This is a genomic window from Streptomyces sp. NPDC001922 (assembly GCF_042891165.1).
Lineage (GTDB): Bacteria > Actinomycetota > Actinomycetes > Streptomycetales > Streptomycetaceae > Streptomyces.
The window spans coordinates 261,320-277,707 of record NZ_JBIASV010000004.1; the positions used below are offsets into that span (position 1 = coordinate 261,320).

Below are 16,388 nucleotides of genomic sequence, written 5' to 3' on the forward strand. Positions count from 1 at the left end.
TGGGGACGGCCGCGATGGTCGTGCTGGCCGGCCTGAACGCTCCGGCGGCCATCAGCTACGCCGAGCGGACCTATCACGCGTACCGGATCGAACAGCCCGGCTACAAGGCGCGGTTGGGCCACTGGGACCTGCTGGACGTCCCGGACCGGTACCGGGTCGACGCCATTCATGCGGCGCTGCTGCACACCGGCAAGGTGCTGCTGATCGCCGGATCGGGCAACAACGAGAAGAGCTTCGACGCGGGGTCCTTCAAGACGCTGCTGTGGGACCCGGTCAGGAACACCTTCAAGCTCGTGCCCACCCCGGACGACCTGTTCTGCTCCGGGCACGCCCAACTGCCCGGCGGGCGCCTGCTGGTGGCGGGCGGCACCGCACGCTACGAGATCATGGCGGACAAGGTCGAGCGCGCCGCGGGGCCGATGCTGGTCAAGAACGAGGACCCGGACGTCACCCGCACCTTCCGCCGGGGCACGGTCTTCCGGGCACCGGACGGCCGGGAGTACCGCGCCGTCCGGGCCTTCACCGTCCCGGCGGCGAAGAAGCACAAGAGCCGCAAGGGCAAGGTGACGGTGACGGCCGGTGAGGTGCGGGTCTTCGTCGAGGCGGCGCGGAAGGGCCGCGGCCAGGTCCGCAAGCGTCCCGCGCAGTACCGGATCGCGGGGCTGTCGGGCAGCGACCGGCGCAATCTGTACGGCCTGGCGCAGGCCATGACCCTGGACAAGCAGGACTACCAGGGGATCAACGCGGCGTACGAGTTCGATCCGCGCACCGAGCGCTACGTCCCCGTCGACCCGATGGCGGAGAGCCGCTGGTACCCCACGCTCGTCACGCTGGCCGACGGCCGGGTGCTGGCGGTGTCGGGGCTGGACGACGTGGGGCAGATCATCAACGGGAAGAACGAGATCTTCGACCCGAGGACGCGGAGGTGGTCCACGGCGCCGCACCGGTACTTCCCCACCTACCCGGCGCTCTTCCTCACCCAGGGCGGGAAGCTGTTCTACTCCGGCTCCAACGCCGGGTACGGGCCCGCCGACGAGGGCCGGGAGCCCGGCCTGTGGGACCTGCGCCGGAACACCTTCCAGCGGGTGCCGGGGCTGAAGGACGCCGATGAGACGGAGACCTCGGCATCGGTGCTGCTGCCGCCCGCGCAGGACCAGAAGGTGATGGTGCTGGGCGGCGGGGGCGTCGGGGAGTCGAAGCGGTCCACGGCGCGCACCGCCGTGGTCGACCTGAAGAAGTCGCCCCGGTTCACCGACGGTCCGGATCTGCCGCAGGGCACCCGCTATCTGTCCAGTGTGATCCTGCCGGACGACACCGTGTTCACCACCGGCGGTTCCGTCGACTACCGCGGGAAGAGCGACAGCGACATCCACCACGCGCAGTTCTACACCCCGGCGAAGAACGCCTTCCGCCCGGCGGCGGCGCCGGTCGTGGGGCGCAACTACCATTCCTCGGCGCTGCTGCTGCCCGACGGCCGGGTCGCCACGTTCGGCTCGGACCCGCTCTACGCCGACCCGGACAACACCCAGACCGGCTCGTTCGAGCAGCGGGTGGAGATCTACACCCCGCCGTATCTGTACCGGAAGGGCCGGCCGGTGCTGGGTGCGGGGCCCACCGAGCTGCGGCGCGGGGCCACGGCCCGGTTCGCGCTGGCGGCCGGGGGAAAGGTGACCGCGGCGCGGCTGATGCGGCCGAGCGCGGTGACCCACACCACGGATGTGGAACAGCGGTCGGTGGAGGTGCCGGTGCGGCAGCGGGGCCGGTCGCTGCGGCTGTCGGTGCCGAAGGACCCGGCGCTGCTGCCGCCCGGCTGGTACATGCTCTTCGTCAGCGACGGGAAGGGCACCCCGTCGCGGGCCCGCTGGGTGCACGTTCCGCCGAGGTGACGGCGTCGGCCCCGCCCCTGGCCGTCCGGGCCGGGGGCGGGGCCGTGTCCGGCACCGCGGCGGTGCCGGATCCGGTCAGCCTCCGCCCGTGCGGGCCAGGTCCAGCGCGTACCGCGGCCACCAGTCGCCCGCCGGGGGCCCGCCGTTGCAGGTGCCGTCGGACTCGCCGGGGCGCTTGACCCACAGGAAGGCGTCGACGCCGGGACGGCCGGTGCGCAGCGTCGGCAGTTCGCCGAGCGCCCGCCCCGGAGGGTTGCACCAGGCCCGCTCCTCGCTCGCCGGCACGCCCTGGACCGGACCGTTGCCGTTCCGGCTGGTGTCGATCACGAACGGCTTGCCGCCGAGCGCCTGGGAGAGCCGCCGGCCGTACTCCTCGGAGGTCCGGGTCAGCTGGAAGTTGGAGACGTTGAGGGCGAAGCCGTCGGCGGCGTCGACGCCGCTCAGCCGGAGCGGCTCCACCAGCCGGGCGGTGTCCTTGATCCAGTCGGGGTGGCCGGCGTCGAGGTAGACCCGGGCTGCGGGGAGCGCGGACAGCGTTCCCACCGCGTCCTTGAGCAGGGCGAAGCGCTGCGGCCGGAGCTGTTCGGGCACACAGCCGTCGACGGCCTGGGCGACCGCGTCGGGTTCCAGGACGACGATCGCCCGGCGGCTGCCGATCCCGGCGGCCACGGCACGGATCCACTGCCGGTAGGCGGCCGCGTCCCCGGCGCCGCCGGCCGAGTGGTTCCCGCAGTCCCGGTACGGAATGTGGTAGGCGGCCAGAACGGGGGTGCGTCCGGCGCGTTCCGCGGCGTCCACGATGGCGTCGACCCGGGTCTCCGGATGGTCGCCGATCCATTCGGCGACCGGCTGTTCCGCGATCCGGCGCAGCAGACCGGCGTCCGCGGTACGGCCCTCCAGCTGCCACTGGCGCACCTGCCGGGCGGCGGGCGTCTCCGGGTTCACCCAGAGGTCGGGGTGGCCGGTGCGGAGGGTGTGGTCCATGCGCTGCCGGGACTGCGGCGGCTGCTGGTCGATCACATCCTGGGCGCCCTCGGTCAGCGCCGTGCATCCGCTGAGCAGGAGGCCCAGGGCGGCGGAGGTGGCCGCCAGGGCGTGTTTCGGAAGGAGTGTCGTCCGCCCGAGGGGCGGGACCGGCGGCGTCCGGTGCGTGCGATCGCACGGCGGAAGATGCGGGCACCTCCCGGGCCGCCGGGCCCAGGGGGAAAAGAGAGCACGGCGGGCCGCGCCGACGACCGACCACGCGGCGTGGGGGCACCTCCCGTGCCCGAAGGGCCACGGGGGAGTGCGAGCCGGACGCCGCCGGCCGGGCGGGACGTTCGCATCACACCCCGGGGCCGACCGGCGCGATGTGCTGCTCCTGAAGCCTTCCTCGGCCATCCGATCCTTCCTCCTGCCCCCGCCGGGGCGTGCCGGTTCCGCTGCGACTCTCCCTCCCGCCCCCGAACAGCGGAACTCTCCGCGCCGGTTCGGCCGGTGCCCGCACATGAATGGCCCAACCGGGGTGATCTCTTCGGGTGATGGGGCGCCGCTGACGTTGACACCGGGCCTCCGCGGGGACATACACCGGGCCGGACACCCCGGTTCCGGGCGCCGTGCCGAGGGGCCGGGCTCGGGTGCCGCGGCGCCGGGGCTCCCGTCCCGGGCGCTCCGCATGACCGCGCGGCGCCGTGGAACCCGTAACCGGGACACCCCCGCGGCTTTCGAGGAGGTTCCATGACCGACGACCGGCCGGCCCCGACCGGTGAGGAGCTGGCGGCACTGGACGCCCACTGGCGCGCCGCGAACTACCTGGCCGCGGGGCAGATCTACCTGCTGGCCAACCCGCTGCTGCGCGAACCGCTGCGGCCGGAACACATCAAGCCGCGGCTGCTCGGCCACTGGGGGACGACGCCGGGGCTGAACCTGGTGTACACCCACCTCAACCGGGTGATCCGGGAGCGCGGTCTGGAGGCGCTCTGCGTCTGGGGCCCGGGGCACGGCGGCCCGGCCGTGCTGGCGAACAGCTGGCTGGAGGGCAGCTACACCCGGACGTATCCGACGGTGGGCCGCGACGCGGACGGGATGGCCCGGCTGTTCCGGCAGTTCTCCTTCCCCGGCGGGGTGCCCAGCCATGTCGCCCCGGACGTCCCCGGCTCGCTGCACGAAGGCGGCGAGCTGGGCTACTCCCTGGCCCACGCCTACGGGGCCGCGCTGGACAACCCGGGTCTGCTGGTGACCTGTGTGATCGGCGACGGCGAGGCGGAGACCGGTCCGCTGGCCGGTTCCTGGCACGCGAACAAGTTCCTCGACCCGGTGCACGACGGAGCCGTGCTGCCGGTCCTGCACCTCAACGGCTACAAGATCGCCAACCCGACGGTGCTCTCCCGGCTCCCCGAAGCGGAGCTGACCGCACTGCTGCGGGGCTACGGGCACGAGCCGATCACCGTCGCCGGGGACGACCCGCGGGAGGTGCACCGTGCGATGGCCGTCGCCCTGGACCAGGCACTGGACCGGATCGCCGGCCATCAGCGCGCCGCCCGCGAGGACGGCGTCCGGGAGCGGCCCCGCTGGCCGGTGCTCGTGCTGCGGACGCCCAAGGGCTGGACCGGGCCCGCCGAGGTGGACGGGCAGCGGGTGGAGGGCACCTGGCGCTCCCACCAGGTCCCGCTGACCGGGGTCCGGGAGAACCCGGAGCACCTGCGGCAGTTGGAGGCGTGGCTGCGCTCCTACCGGCCGGAGGAGCTCTTCGACGACCGGGGCGGTCCGCGCCCGGCGGTGCTCCGCTGTGTGCCGGAGGGAGACGCCCGGCTCGGCTGCAGTCCGCACGCCAACGGCGGGCTGCTCCTCCGTGAGCTGCCCGCGCCGCCGCTGGAGGAGTTCGCGGTGCCGGTGGAGCGGCCCGGCGCCACCCTGCACGAGCCGACGAGAGTGCTGGGCGGCCTGCTGTCCCGGATCATGGCGGAGACCGCGGAGCGCCGGGACTTCCGGATCGTGGGGCCGGACGAGACTGCCTCGAACCGGCTGGACGCGGTGTACGAGGTCACCGGCAAGGCCTGGGAGGCGGCGGCCGCCGCCGGGGACGAGCATCTGGAGCACGGCGGCCGGGTGATGGAGGTCCTCTCCGAACACCTCTGCCAGGGCTGGCTGGAGGGCTATCTGCTCACCGGGCGCCACGGGCTGTTCAACAGCTACGAGGCGTTCGTGCACATCGTCGACTCGATGGTGAACCAGCACATCAAGTGGCTGAAGACCGCCCGGGAGCTGCCGTGGCGGCTGCCCGTCGCCTCGCTGAACTATCTGCTCACCTCGCATGTGTGGCGGCAGGACCACAACGGCTTCTCCCATCAGGACCCGGGCTTCGTCGACCATGTGCTGAACAAGAGCCCGGAGGTGGTCCGGGTCTATCTCCCGCCGGACGCCAACACCCTGCTCACCGTCGCCGACCATGTGCTGCACACCCGCGGGTATGTGAACGTCGTGGTCGCGGGCAAGCAGCCGTCGTTCGACTGGCTGGGCCTGGACGAGGCGCGGGCCCACTGCGCCCGGGGCGCGGGCGTGTGGGAGTGGGCCGGTACCGAGGACGGCAGCAGGGAGCCGGACGTGGTGCTGGCCTGTGCCGGTGACGTGCCGACGCAGGAGGTGCTCGCCGCCGCACAGCTGCTCCGCCGCCGGCTGCCCGGACTGGCGGTCCGGGTGGTCAACGTGGTCGACATGACGGCCCTGCTGCCGCGGGACCGGCATCCGCACGGCATGCCGGACGCGGAGTTCGACGCCCTGTTCACCCGCGACCGGCCGGTCGTCTTCGCCTACCACGGCTACCCCTGGCTGATCCACCGGCTGGCGTACCGCCGCGCGGTCCACCCGCAGCTGCATGTGCGCGGCTACCAGGAGTCGGGCACCACCACGACGCCGTTCGACATGGTGGTCCGCAACGATCTGGACCGCTACCGGCTGGTGATGGACGTCATCGACCGGGTGCCGGGCCTCGGCGGACGAGCGGTGTCGGTGCGGCAGGCCATGGCCGACGTCCGTACCCGGCACCACGCCTGGATCCGGGAGCACGGCACGGACCTGCCGGAGGTCGCCGACTGGACCTGGGAGGACCGGCCGGGGGGCGACGGGCAGTGAGGATCGTTGCCCCGTGCGTCTGCCGTCAGGAGCGGTACATGAGGTCGATCTCGGCCGCGTACCGGGCGACGACGGCGCCGCGCCGGAGCTTCAGGGACGGGGTCATCAGGCCGTCCGCCGGGCTGAATTCGGCGTCCAGGATCCGGAACGCCCGGATGGACTCGGCGTGGGAGACGGCCGCGTTGGCCCGGTGCACGGCCCGCTGGATCTCCTCGTGCAACTCCTGGTCGGCCGCCGGTTCGCGGAGGGTCCCGTGCTTGCGGTGCATCCGCCGCCAGTGGCCGAGGGCCTCGGGGTCCAGGGTCACCAGGGCCGTGACGTACGGGCGGTTGTCGCCCACCACGAGGCACTGGGAGATCATCGGGTGGCTGCGCAGCCGCTCCTCGAGCACCACGGGGGCGACGCTCTTGCCGCCGCTGGTGATGATGATGTCCTTCTTCCGTCCGGTGATGGTCAGATAGCCGTCGGTGTCGAGCGTGCCGACGTCACCGGTGGCGAGCCAGCCGTTCCGCAGCACGGCCTCGGTGGCGGGCCGGTCGTCGAGGTACCCGGCGAAGACCGTCTCGCCGCGCACCCACACCTCCCCGTCCCAGGCGATCCGGACCGAGGTGCCCGGGATGGGCCGGCCGACGGTGCCGAACTTGACCCGCCCCAGGGGCTGTCCGGTCACCCCGGCGGTGGACTCGGTGAGTCCGTAGCCGTCGTAGACGGTGATGCCGATCCCGGCGTAGGTCAGCCCCAGGGTGCGGCCGAGCGGCGATCCGCCGGAGACGGCATGCCGGGCGCGGCCGCCCAGCACGGCCCGGATCCGCTCGTAGACCAGCCGGTCGTAGAGCGCGTGCTGCATCTTCAGCGACGGTCCGGGCCCGGGGCCGGTGCCCAGGGCGCGCTGTTCCATGGCTTCGGCCCAGCGCACGGCGACGTCCATGGCCTTGTCGAACACCTCCAGCCGGCCGGCTTCCTCGGCGGCCCGGCGGGTGCGGTGGAAGATGCGCTCGAAGAAGAACGGCACCGCGTAGAGGAAGGTGGGCCGGAAGCCGGCGAGGGCGGGGAAGAGGGCGTCGGCGGTGATCTCCGGCTGGTGCCCCAGCAGCACCCCGCCGCGCAGGCAGGCGACCTGCACCATCAGGCCGTAGACGTGCGAGAACGGCAGGAAGGCGAGGACGGACGGCTGTTCGCCGGGGGCGGCGAGGACCGGGCCCCAGCCCGCGAGCAGGGTGTCGCACTCCACGGCGAAGTTGGCGTGCGTGAGGACACAGCCCTTGGGTCTGCCGGTGGTGCCCGAGGTGTACGTGATGGTGGCCGCCGAGCCGGGTGTCACCGCCCGGCGGCGGCGGTGCACCCGGGTGTCCGTGACGTCCCGCCCGCGCTCGGCCAGCGCCGCGGTGCAGCCGCCGTCCAGCTCCCAGATGCGGCGCAGGGCGGGGAGTCCGTCGCACACCGCGCCGACCGTCATGGCGTGCTCCGCGGTCTCCACGACGACGGCGACCGCCTTGGAGTCGTGCAGGATCCAGCGGACCTGCTCGGCGGAGGAGGTGGGGTAGACGGGCACCAGCTGGGCTCCGACCGACCAGAGGGCGAAGCTGACGAGCGTCCACTCGTAGCGGGTCCGGGACATCAGCGCCACGCGGTCGCCGATCCGGATGCCGTCCGCGAGGAAGCCCTTGGCCAGCGCCAGGACGTCGTCGCGGAAGGCTTCGGCCGTCACCGTGGTCCACTCCGCTTCCGGCGGGCCGTCCCGCCGGGAGAGCTGGGGCAGGGCGGGGTTCCGCTCGGCCACCTCGTACACCGAGTCGGCCAGTCCTCCGCGCCGCGGACCCGCCACGAGGGGTGGGAGGCTGAATTCGCGCACAGCGCCTCCTTGCCCACGTAGCTGCCGTGCAGGTGACCCGCACCGAGAAGCGGTGGGGAGGGCAAGCTACCGGCCGGGAGGCGCCGTGCCTAGGGGGTGGGCGGAAAGTCCCGCCGGCCTGGCCCCTGGGCTCCCCTCGGACGGAACTCGACAGCGCGGGACCGCGGTTGGCCCAGGCCGTCAGGGGGTGGTGCCGGCGGCCGCGGCGGCCTTCTCCAGTTGGAACGCCTCGTTGCCCAGGCCGATCCGGGCGTGCACCTCGGGCTTGGCGGAGCGCAGCACCCGGCCGTAGATCACCCCGCCGACCGCCGCGACGCCGATGACGCCGGGCAGGATCCGGCTCAGCGCCGAGCCCGGCCCCGCGGCGACCAGCACGTCGAAGTCGACGACCGCGATGGCGATGATCACCACGAGGGCGGCCCCGGCGACCGCGGAGGACGCGATCCGCCACATCTGGGCCCGTGCCGCTCCCCGGCGGACGAAGAACGCGATGACGGCCACGGAGGTGGCCGCCAGCAGCAGGAGCACGCCGAGCGCGCCGACATTGCCCATCCAGGTGAACAGGTGCAGCACCGGGGCGGTCGGGTCGCCGGCCGGCCGGCCGTCGGTGACCGCGAAGGCCACGACCACGACGACGGAGATCACGCTCTGCAGCAGCGAACCGTGGGCGGGGGCGCCGCTGGTGGGGCTGGTCCGGCCGAACGCCGAGGGCAGCAGGCCCTCGCGGCCCATGGCGAACGCGTACCGGGCGACCACGTTGTGGAAGCTGAGCAGGCAGGCGAACATGCCGGTGACGAAGAAGACGTGGAGCGCGTCGGTGAATCCGGCGCCGAGCCGTGCCTCGGTGAGGGAGAACAGCAGTGCCGGTCCCTCCTGTTGGGCAACGTGCACGATCCGCGACGGCCCCGCGGCGACGCCGAGCGCCCAGGAGCTGAGGGCGAAGAACACGGCCACGAAGCCGACCATCACGAAGGTCACCCGGGCCACCACGACGTGCGGGCGGCTGGTCTCCTCGGCGTAGACGGCGGGCTGTTCGAAGCCGACGAACGCGGCGATGCAGAAGCACAGGGCGGTGCCCAGCCCGGCTCCGGTCAGGGTGTCCGGGTCGAAGGCCTGCAGGGAGAGGCCGGCGGGGGCCGGGTCCGCGACGGCGGCGACGTCGAAGACGGCCACCATCAGGCACTCGATGAGCAGCAGCACGCCGAGCACCTTGGCGTTGAGGTCGATCTTCAGCCAGCCCAGGGCTCCGACGAGGACCACCGCGGCGAGGGCGGGTATCCACCAGGGGGTGTCGATGCCCAGGTGGTCGGCGAGCAGCACGGACAGCTCGAAGCCGAAGATGCCGTACACCCCGGTCTGCATCGCGCTGTAGGCGACCAGGGCCACGACGGACGCGCCGGCTCCGGCGGTGCCGCCCAGGCCGCGCGCCACATAGGCGGTGAAGGCGCCGGCGTTGTGCACATGCCGGCTCATCTCCGCGTAGCCGAAGCTGAACAGGGCCAGCACCACGCCCAGGATGACGAAGATCAGCGGCTGTCCGACGATGCCCATCACCGCGAAGGTCGTGGGCATCACGCCGGCCACCACCATGAGCGGCGCGCTGGCGGCGAGGACGGACAGCAGCAGTCCCGTCATCCCGATGCGGTCGGCGCGCAGGGCCCGGTCGTGGCCTTTGAACGTGCTGATCTCGCTCGTCCTGCCATTGAGCATGGCGGCGGTGTCCTTCCCATGGGGGCGTCGGGGCTGGGTTGTTGCCGGAGGCCGGGGGCCTGCGGGCGCGGCGGGGGTCACGGGGGTCGGGGCGAGGGTGGGTGCGGGGCGCCGGGGGCCGGGCCCGGCCGTGGTGTCACACGGAGCCGAGCGCGGCACGGCGCGCGGTACGGAAGGCCTTCCGGGGGTCGCGGTCGGGGTAGGCCCACGGGACGTGGCTGGCGTGCCGCCCGATGCGGTGGAACAGGGCGGCGGCCTCGGCCATCCGGCCCTCGTGGACCTTGGCGTGCGCCAGGAAGTTCAGGTCGACCTTGTTCCGCGGATGGTCCTCTCCCTCCCACTCCAGCCACCAGTCGAACGCGGCCTTCATGGCCTGCCGGGCGCGGCGGGTGGTCCAGTGGCCGGACCGCGCGGGGTCCCGCGGTTCGGCCCCGGCCAGGGCCAGCACCCGGTAGCGCTCGGCGTGCGCGACGACGGGCAGGACGGCGAGGGGGGAGTCGGCGGGAGCCTGTTCGGCGGCCCAGGAGGCGAAGTCGTACACCTCGTGGAACGGGTCGTCCCCGTGGCCCTGCTGACGCTCGGCCAGGCAGGCGGTCATCAGGTGGTGGGCGTGGTGGTGCTCCGGGTGCCGGCCGCGTACCTGGTCGAAGACCTGGAGCCGTTCCTCGTCGGTACCGGTGCGCCGGGCCAGGATCAGCAGGCCGAGCCAGGGCGTCGGGTCGGCCGGTGCCATCCGGGCCGCCGCCCGGCAGGCTCCCCGGGCCGCTTCGGCGCTCTCCTGGCGGCGCACCGCGCGGAAGACGGTGGCGCAGGCGAGCAGCGCCGCGGCGTCCGCGCTGTCGGGCTCGGCCAGCTTCCACTCCTCTGCCCACGCGGCGCTGGCGGGTCCCTCGGCGAGGACGACGAGCCGGTGTCCGCGGCGGTCCCAGTCGTCGCCGGTCGTGGCGAGCAGGTCCCGGACGTCGGTCCAGCGGCCCTGGGCGAGAGCGTCGCGGGCCCGGGCGAGAGCGTGGTCGTCGAGGGCGGGGTCGAAGCTCGGTCCGTCCCGGCGCCGGGCCCGGCCCAGCGAGGGCGGTGGCGGAGGGGGAGGCGGAGGTGGCGTCATCCCGGGGCTTCCTCCACGGCACACGCCACCTTCTGCCCGTGCGAGGGCGTCGAATTGCAGGTCTGATCGGTCCCTAGCGCGGAGGTCTCGGACTCCGTCGACGGCCGATGATCACGCACAGCAAAGCGGTAGTCACTGGTCCGCGTCAAGGCCGAAAGGGAACGACCGGCTCCTCGCCGCCCCGGCGCCGCCGATATGGCGAGTTCCTGTTGCCGGGATGGCAGAAGTGCCTCTACGGATGACGGAGTTCCGGATGCCGGGTGCGGCCCCGGGTGCGGGAGGGCGCCCGTCAACCGATCGCGGCGGCTCGGCGGCGCGGTGGGCGGTGGACGCAGGCCCGCTGCGGAGCCGCGCCGTGGGCGGGTGGCACGCGGGGCCGCCGCGCGCCGGGCCCTGGTTGGATGGAGGGCATGGCCGATCAGAAACCGCGCTCCGCCGACGAGCTGCTGGACATCGTGGACGAGCAGGACCGGGTCGTGGGACAGGCCCGGCGCGAGGACGCGATGGCCCGCCGGCTGCGCCACCGATGTGTGTTCGTGCTGGCCCGGGACGCGGACGGCCGGATCTTCGTCCACCGCCGGACCCCGGAGAAGATCGTCTTCCCCTCGCTGTACGACATGTTCGTCGGCGGGGTGGTGGGCGCCGGCGAGTCGTATGCGGAGGCGGCGTTGCGGGAGGCCGAGGAGGAGCTCGGGGTCGCGGGGCTGCCGCAGCCGGAACCCCTCTTCCACTTCCTCTACGAGACACCGGAACACACCTGGTGGTCGCATATCTACGAGGTGAGCTGCACCCTTCCGGTCAACCCTCAGGTGGAGGAGGTCGCCTGGCACGGCTTCCTGACCGACGAGGAGCTGGAGCGGCGGCTTCCGGAGTGGGAGTGGGTCCCGGACGGCAGGGAGGCCTACCGCAGGCTCCAGGAGTGGCGCAACCGGTAGCTCCGGTGACCGGCTCCGTACCGGACACCCGTCGGCCGGCCCCGGCGGTGAGCGCCGGAGCCCACGGTGGGCGCGGGCCCGGCCGGTAGGGTGCGGCCATGATCGTGTCCGTGAAGGCGCTGTCCGGGAGACTGCGGACGATCGCCGCCGGGGTCCGGCTGTGGTTCGCTCCCGAACGGATCAGGTCGGAGGGCGACACCCCGGACTATCGCTTCTCCCTGGCGAACGAGCGCACGTTCCTCGCCTGGCTCCGCACCGCGCTCGCCCTGGTGGGCGGTGGATTCGCGGTGGCCCAGTTCCTGCCCGACCTGCACCGCACGCTGCGGGTGAGCATGGCGCTGGTCCTGCTGCTGGGCGGCGCGCTGTGTGCGGTGCGGGCGGTCGACCACTGGGCGCGCTGCGAGGTGGCGATGCGGCGGGGCGAGGACCTGCCGGTGAGCCGCTTCCCGGCGTGGCTCGCCGTCGGTCTGACGGTGGTGGCGCTCGTGATGGTGGTCGCGGTGGCCGTCGGCTGGGCCGACCGGTGAGCGGAGCGGAACCACCGGAGCGGGGTCCCGGGCCACGGCCGGAGCGGGACCCCGGGCTGCAGCCCGAACGCACCCGGCTGGCCTGGCGCCGGACGACGCTGTCCGCAGCGGTGGCCGCGGTGCTCGCCGTGCGGCAGGCACTGGGGCACGGGATCTCGGCCGCTTCCGTCCTGACGGTGGCGCTGACGGCCCTCGCCCTGCTGGTGTTCCTGGGCACCGCACACCGCCGCATGCTGTCCCTGGGCGCCCCGCGGCCGACGGCACTGTCGGGACGGGCGGCCGGGGTCGTGGTGGGGTGCACGGTCGCGCTGGGCGTGTTCGGACTGCTCGTCGTGGGGTGAGCTGCCTTTCACGTTGGTGCAGTCAACCGGGCAAGCCCTGCACCGGACGGCGCTTCCGGCCTCTGCGGTGCCGATCACGACCCTCGGGCAGACGCGTGCACGATTCGTCCCCCGGGCAGCACCCTGAAGCCCCTGCTGCGCCCCGGCCAGGGGCCCCTCACGCCCTCACAGATGCGCACGCGGGCGCCGGTCGCGGCGGTCAGCTCGGCGAGGCGTTGGGACCGGCCCGGCCGGAAGGGCAGGCGGCTGCTGGTGAGGATCTGGCCTCGCCGGCCGGCCAGGTCCGGCAGGAGGCGGGTGGACGCCTCGGCGACCGCCGCGGTCCTGCCGGTGGTGAAGGCATCCAGCACCGGGTCCAGGGCCTGGGCGAGAGTGGGGCAGTGGCGGGGCCTGCCCCGAATTCCGGGCACCCCGCACATCGCGTGCGGAGTGCCTGCACAATGGCTTCGACCAACCGTCAGACCATGAAGGGCCGCACCATGGATGACGCCTCCCCGCGCCGGCGGTGGACGCCCCGCACCACCCCGGGCGACGTGGCCGACGGCGGCGAGCAGGGCCGCGCAGCCCGCATCCGGGCCACCGCGGCGACGGTCGCCGGCCGCGTCCGCGAGCAGGCCGTGAAGGCCGCCATGGCCGCCCGCCCGCACGCCGTGCCGATCGTCACCGCCGTCGCGACAGTCGCCGTCACCTCGCTGCTCTCCTCCGCCCGCGACGATGGCCGTCCGGCCGGCCGGGGCCCGTCGCCCTCCCAGTCGTGCCGGCCGACCGGTGGGGGCCCGTCCTCGTCGTGCCGGGAGTGCGGGCGCCCACTCTCCGACGAGCTGTCTCGTCTGGCCGGGTACGGGCCGACTTGCGCCCGCCATCTGCTCATCTGAGTGCGTTGCGGCGCAGGGACTCCCTGTTCGCCGGACAGCACAGCTCCCTGGCCGATGCAGCGCTTGTGGCAGCCGCACTGGAAACAAGGGCTGACGGAGCAGAGCGCCTGGTGCCGGCCCCGAACTGACGGGGTCTCGCGTCCCGGTGGGATATCGCGTCGCGCCGGGCGAGCCCACCCCCGTAGCGTCTCCGCCATGCCACAACCGTCCCACGCGCCCGCCCTGCCCACACTCCCCGACGACGCCGGGCTGCGCGCCCGCGCCGCGGAGGACCCCGAGGGTCTGTACGAACTCGCCGTCCTCGTCTCGCGCGCGACGGCGCACACCGGGTCCGCACCCCTGGGGCGGATCGCCGTGGCGCTGTGTTCCGACCCGTCGCCCGCAGCCGTCGTCTGCGCGGCCCGGCTGGCCGACACGCTGCTGAGCCTCGACGGACCCGAGTACCACCGTGCGTTGGTGCGCCGGATGGCCTGGCATCTGGTCCGGCCGCCGGGCACCACACCGCTGCACTCGCTCTTCGAGCAGCTGCCGGAGCGGCTGGACACGGCCGCGGAATTCCGTGCCTGCTTGCTGCAGGAGATCGCGCTGCGCTCGTGGGGGCCGTGGGACGAGCCGTATCTCGCGTACGCCGGGCGGCTGCGCGAGCTGGGCCATCCCCTGGCCTGGCTGCCGCTGCCGGCCCTGGCGTTCGAGGACCGCGCCCGGCGCCTGTCCCACCACCGGAACCGCAGGAGCGGCGCGCTGACTCCGCAGGAGCTGCGCGGCCGGTACCCGGAGATCCCGCCGACCGATGCGGGGGCACGGGCGGCGCGCGGCGCCCGGGAGGTCGCCGATCCCCGGCGGGCCGAGAGGACCGGGGAGCCGTTGACCCCGTTCGAGTCGTGGGAGGCGCGTTTCTACGAGCTGCCGGAGCCACTGCCCGCCGCCGACTGGAACGCGGCCCTGCTCACCGGCCTCCCCGCAGACTGTCTGGCCGGGCTGACTCCGGACACCCTGGCCGCCGCGCACACCACGGCCGACGACGTGCTGGCCGCGCTCTTTCTCGCCACGTTCGCGGGCGGGATCCAGAGCCTGGGGCAGGAGGGCGCCTACGCACGACTGGCGGCGTGGCGGGGCCTCTACGCGCTGCTGGACCTGGACCGGGACGTGCCCCACACCGACGCCGTCCGGCACGCCGCCGAGCACCGCTGGCTCCGGTTCGCCGTGGCGGAGGGCACGGACAACGGCTGGTTCGTCGGCGGCTACACGGAGTACGGCTTCGGCTGCGCGGAACTGGGCTTCGCGGCGCTCGATCCGACGGGGCGGCGCATCGCCCTGCTGGCGGCCACGGATACGGACACGGACATGCACTGAACCCGTCTCTCCGTCCCCCGGCCTCGAACCGCACCGCGATCCGGCCCGGCGCACGCCCCGCCCCGGGCGGCCACGGCAACCGCGCCGGCTCCACGGCCGGAGCGGGCCCGGCCCATGCCGTGCCCGCTCCAACCGCAGCCGACGCGACCGGAACTGACGAGGCCAGTCGCGACCGGACCTGCCGTGGTCAGAAGCGGAGCGACCTGGTCCACTGGAAGTCGTCAAGACTGCGGACTTCCGGTTCCCCGCCACTGCCGGGCTGCCGCGTTCCCGCCGAGGGCGTGTGCGGGTACGCCGAACCGCCGTTGATCACGACCGTGCCGACATCCATGCGGCGGGCGAACTCGACGGCCTCCGCCCGGGTTCCGGCGAACACCGCCGCCGACGCTCCGCGCCCCGCCGTGTCGGCGATGCGCAGCGCTTCCTCCTCGTCCCGGTACGCCATGACGAGGAGGACGGGGCCGGGGATCTCCTCCCGGGCGACGGCCATGCCCTCGGTGACATCCGCGAGGACCGTGGGCCGGACATACGCACCGACCGGCAGGTGGTCCGGAGCCTCCGGCCCGCCGGTGACCAGCCGGGCCCCCTCCGCGACGGCCTGCTCCAGACAGGCCCGCACCCGGTCGCGCCGGGCGAGGGAGGAGAGCGGGCCGACCCAGGTCGCCGGGTCGTCGGGAGCGCCGACGGTGTACTCCTCGGCCGCGGCCCGGGCCAGCTCCACCGCCTCGTCACAGCGGTCCGCGGGGACGAGCAGCCGCGTCGGGGCGGTGCGGGCCCGGCCGCCGCCGGCCATCGCCTCGGCCACGGTCCGCCGCACCGTGTCCGGCAGACCGGCGCCGGGCAGCACGACGACGGACCTGCCGTCGACATCCAGGGAGCGCCGCGTGAACGTGGCGGCGGCCTCGGCGATGCGCCTGCCGACGCGGGACGAGCCGGTGAACGACACCATGACGACGCCCGGGTGGGAGACGAGCGCCTCGCCGGCGACCGGTCCGGTGCCCGGCACCAGGTTGAACGCCCCGGCGGGCAGCCCGATGCCGTGCAGGATCTCGGCCAGGATGTAGGCGCTGAGCGGGGCGGACCCGGACGGTTTGAGGACCACCGTCGCCCCGGCCGCGAGCGCGCCGCCGACGGTGGTCGCGATCCGGTGCAGGGGGTCGCCGCCCGAGGTGATCGCCGCGACGACTCCGACCGGCTCCTTGATCGCGAACGAACCGTCGGCCGTGTCACGGGACGCGGAGCCGGTGAGCAGGTCCGCGTACGAGGAGACGACCGCGGCCGGGAGTGCGGCCTGGACCGCGCGGGCGGCCTCGAGGGGAGTGCCCGTCTCGGCGCTGATGGTGGTCGCGATCTCCTCGGCCCGTCCGAGCAGCGCCCGGTGCAGCCGGTCGAGGTAGAAGCGACGCTTGGCAGGGGTGGTGCGGGACCAGCCGGGGAGCGCCGCGCGGGCGGCGGCGACGGCCGTGTCGACGTCCTTGGCGTCACCGGCCGGGACGGTGGCGAGGACCTGTTCGGTGGCCGGGTCGACGACCTCGATGACACCCTCGCCCCGGGGAGCCACCCACGCTCCGCCGATGTAGAGCGTGGTGCGGTCGATCAGTCCTGCGGCGGGGATGCCGGTGAGCGTGTCGTCGGACATGGGTCTCCCTCGTGTCTGGCCTCGGGTGGTCGTTCCGGGGCTCCCGGTGGGAGAC

12 protein-coding genes are annotated in these 16,388 nt (G+C 74.0%); 7 read left to right on the forward strand and 5 right to left on the reverse strand.

Annotated features, from left to right (window positions below):
• Window positions 1–14 precede the first annotated feature (14 nt).
• Window positions 15–1,886 (forward strand): galactose oxidase-like domain-containing protein, encoded by a 1,872-nt coding sequence (locus ACFYYR_RS08970; protein ID WP_388849284.1) that lies wholly within the window; start codon window positions 15–17, stop codon window positions 1,884–1,886.
• Between the two features lie 75 nt (window positions 1,887–1,961).
• Here ACFYYR_RS08970 and ACFYYR_RS08975 read toward each other — a convergent pair whose 3' ends face one another.
• Window positions 1,962–2,906, reverse strand: a complete 945-nt coding sequence (locus ACFYYR_RS08975) for a glycoside hydrolase family 6 protein (RefSeq protein ID WP_388848760.1) — start codon at window positions 2,904–2,906, stop codon at window positions 1,962–1,964.
• Between the two features lie 696 nt (window positions 2,907–3,602).
• On the opposite strand from ACFYYR_RS08975, the gene ACFYYR_RS08980 reads away from it, so the two are divergent.
• Complete coding sequence (locus ACFYYR_RS08980; RefSeq protein WP_388848763.1) at window positions 3,603–5,996, forward strand: phosphoketolase; 2,394 nt, start codon at window positions 3,603–3,605, stop codon at window positions 5,994–5,996.
• A 25-nt stretch (window positions 5,997–6,021) separates the two neighbouring features.
• On the opposite strand, the gene ACFYYR_RS08985 is transcribed toward ACFYYR_RS08980, so the two are convergent.
• The 3 genes from ACFYYR_RS08985 to ACFYYR_RS08995 all read right to left on the reverse strand — a co-directional run bounded on the left by ACFYYR_RS08985 (window position 6,022) and on the right by ACFYYR_RS08995 (window position 10,663).
• Entirely contained in the window at window positions 6,022–7,848 is a 1,827-nt protein-coding gene (locus ACFYYR_RS08985) for an AMP-dependent synthetase/ligase (RefSeq protein ID WP_388848766.1), read from the reverse strand.
• A 180-nt stretch (window positions 7,849–8,028) separates the two neighbouring features.
• A complete protein-coding gene (locus ACFYYR_RS08990; RefSeq protein ID WP_388848769.1) occupies window positions 8,029–9,558 on the reverse strand; it encodes an APC family permease in 1,530 nt (509 codons plus the stop codon).
• A 136-nt stretch (window positions 9,559–9,694) separates the two neighbouring features.
• Entirely contained in the window at window positions 9,695–10,663 is a 969-nt protein-coding gene (locus ACFYYR_RS08995) for a hypothetical protein (protein WP_388848771.1), read from the reverse strand.
• 410 nt (window positions 10,664–11,073) lie between these two features.
• Between ACFYYR_RS08995 and ACFYYR_RS09000 the strand changes: the two genes are divergently transcribed.
• The 5 genes from ACFYYR_RS09000 (at window position 11,074) to ACFYYR_RS09020 (ending at window position 14,694) form a co-directional block, all read left to right on the forward strand.
• Complete coding sequence (locus ACFYYR_RS09000) at window positions 11,074–11,598, forward strand: NUDIX domain-containing protein (protein ID WP_388848774.1); 525 nt, start codon at window positions 11,074–11,076, stop codon at window positions 11,596–11,598.
• Between the two features lie 98 nt (window positions 11,599–11,696).
• Window positions 11,697–12,125, forward strand: a complete 429-nt coding sequence (locus ACFYYR_RS09005) for a YidH family protein (RefSeq protein WP_388848777.1) — start codon at window positions 11,697–11,699, stop codon at window positions 12,123–12,125.
• A complete protein-coding gene (locus ACFYYR_RS09010) occupies window positions 12,122–12,466 on the forward strand; it encodes a DUF202 domain-containing protein (protein ID WP_388848780.1) in 345 nt (114 codons plus the stop codon). The genes ACFYYR_RS09005 and ACFYYR_RS09010 overlap by 4 nt, the downstream gene beginning before the upstream one ends.
• Before the next feature lie 440 nt (window positions 12,467–12,906).
• Complete coding sequence (locus ACFYYR_RS09015) at window positions 12,907–13,341, forward strand: DUF6011 domain-containing protein (protein ID WP_388848783.1); 435 nt, start codon at window positions 12,907–12,909, stop codon at window positions 13,339–13,341.
• A 195-nt stretch (window positions 13,342–13,536) separates the two neighbouring features.
• A complete protein-coding gene (locus ACFYYR_RS09020; protein WP_388848786.1) occupies window positions 13,537–14,694 on the forward strand; it encodes a DUF6183 family protein in 1,158 nt (385 codons plus the stop codon).
• Window positions 14,695–14,881: 187 nt separating this feature from the next.
• On the opposite strand, the gene ACFYYR_RS09025 is transcribed toward ACFYYR_RS09020, so the two are convergent.
• On the reverse strand, window positions 14,882–16,333 hold the full coding sequence (locus ACFYYR_RS09025; RefSeq protein WP_388848790.1) for an aldehyde dehydrogenase family protein: 1,452 nt from the start codon (window positions 16,331–16,333) through the stop codon (window positions 14,882–14,884).
• Between the last annotated feature and the right edge of the window lie 55 nt (window positions 16,334–16,388).

Excerpts from the sequence above, each read along its gene's own strand:
- ACFYYR_RS09020 (WP_388848786.1), top strand. The coding sequence starts at position 13,537 with ATGCCACAACCGTCCCACGCGCCCGCCCTGCCCACACTCCCCGACGAC.
- ACFYYR_RS09015 (WP_388848783.1), top strand. The coding sequence starts at position 12,907 with ATGGCTTCGACCAACCGTCAGACCATGAAGGGCCGCACCATGGATGAC.
- ACFYYR_RS09025 (WP_388848790.1), bottom strand. The coding sequence starts at position 16,333 with ATGTCCGACGACACGCTCACCGGCATCCCCGCCGCAGGACTGATCGAC.
- ACFYYR_RS08980 (WP_388848763.1), top strand. The coding sequence starts at position 3,603 with ATGACCGACGACCGGCCGGCCCCGACCGGTGAGGAGCTGGCGGCACTG.
- ACFYYR_RS09005 (WP_388848777.1), top strand. The coding sequence starts at position 11,697 with ATGATCGTGTCCGTGAAGGCGCTGTCCGGGAGACTGCGGACGATCGCC.
- ACFYYR_RS08990 (WP_388848769.1), bottom strand. The coding sequence starts at position 9,558 with ATGCTCAATGGCAGGACGAGCGAGATCAGCACGTTCAAAGGCCACGAC.
- ACFYYR_RS08995 (WP_388848771.1), bottom strand. The coding sequence starts at position 10,663 with ATGACGCCACCTCCGCCTCCCCCTCCGCCACCGCCCTCGCTGGGCCGG.
- ACFYYR_RS09000 (WP_388848774.1), top strand. The coding sequence starts at position 11,074 with ATGGCCGATCAGAAACCGCGCTCCGCCGACGAGCTGCTGGACATCGTG.
- ACFYYR_RS08970 (WP_388849284.1), top strand. The coding sequence starts at position 15 with ATGGTCGTGCTGGCCGGCCTGAACGCTCCGGCGGCCATCAGCTACGCC.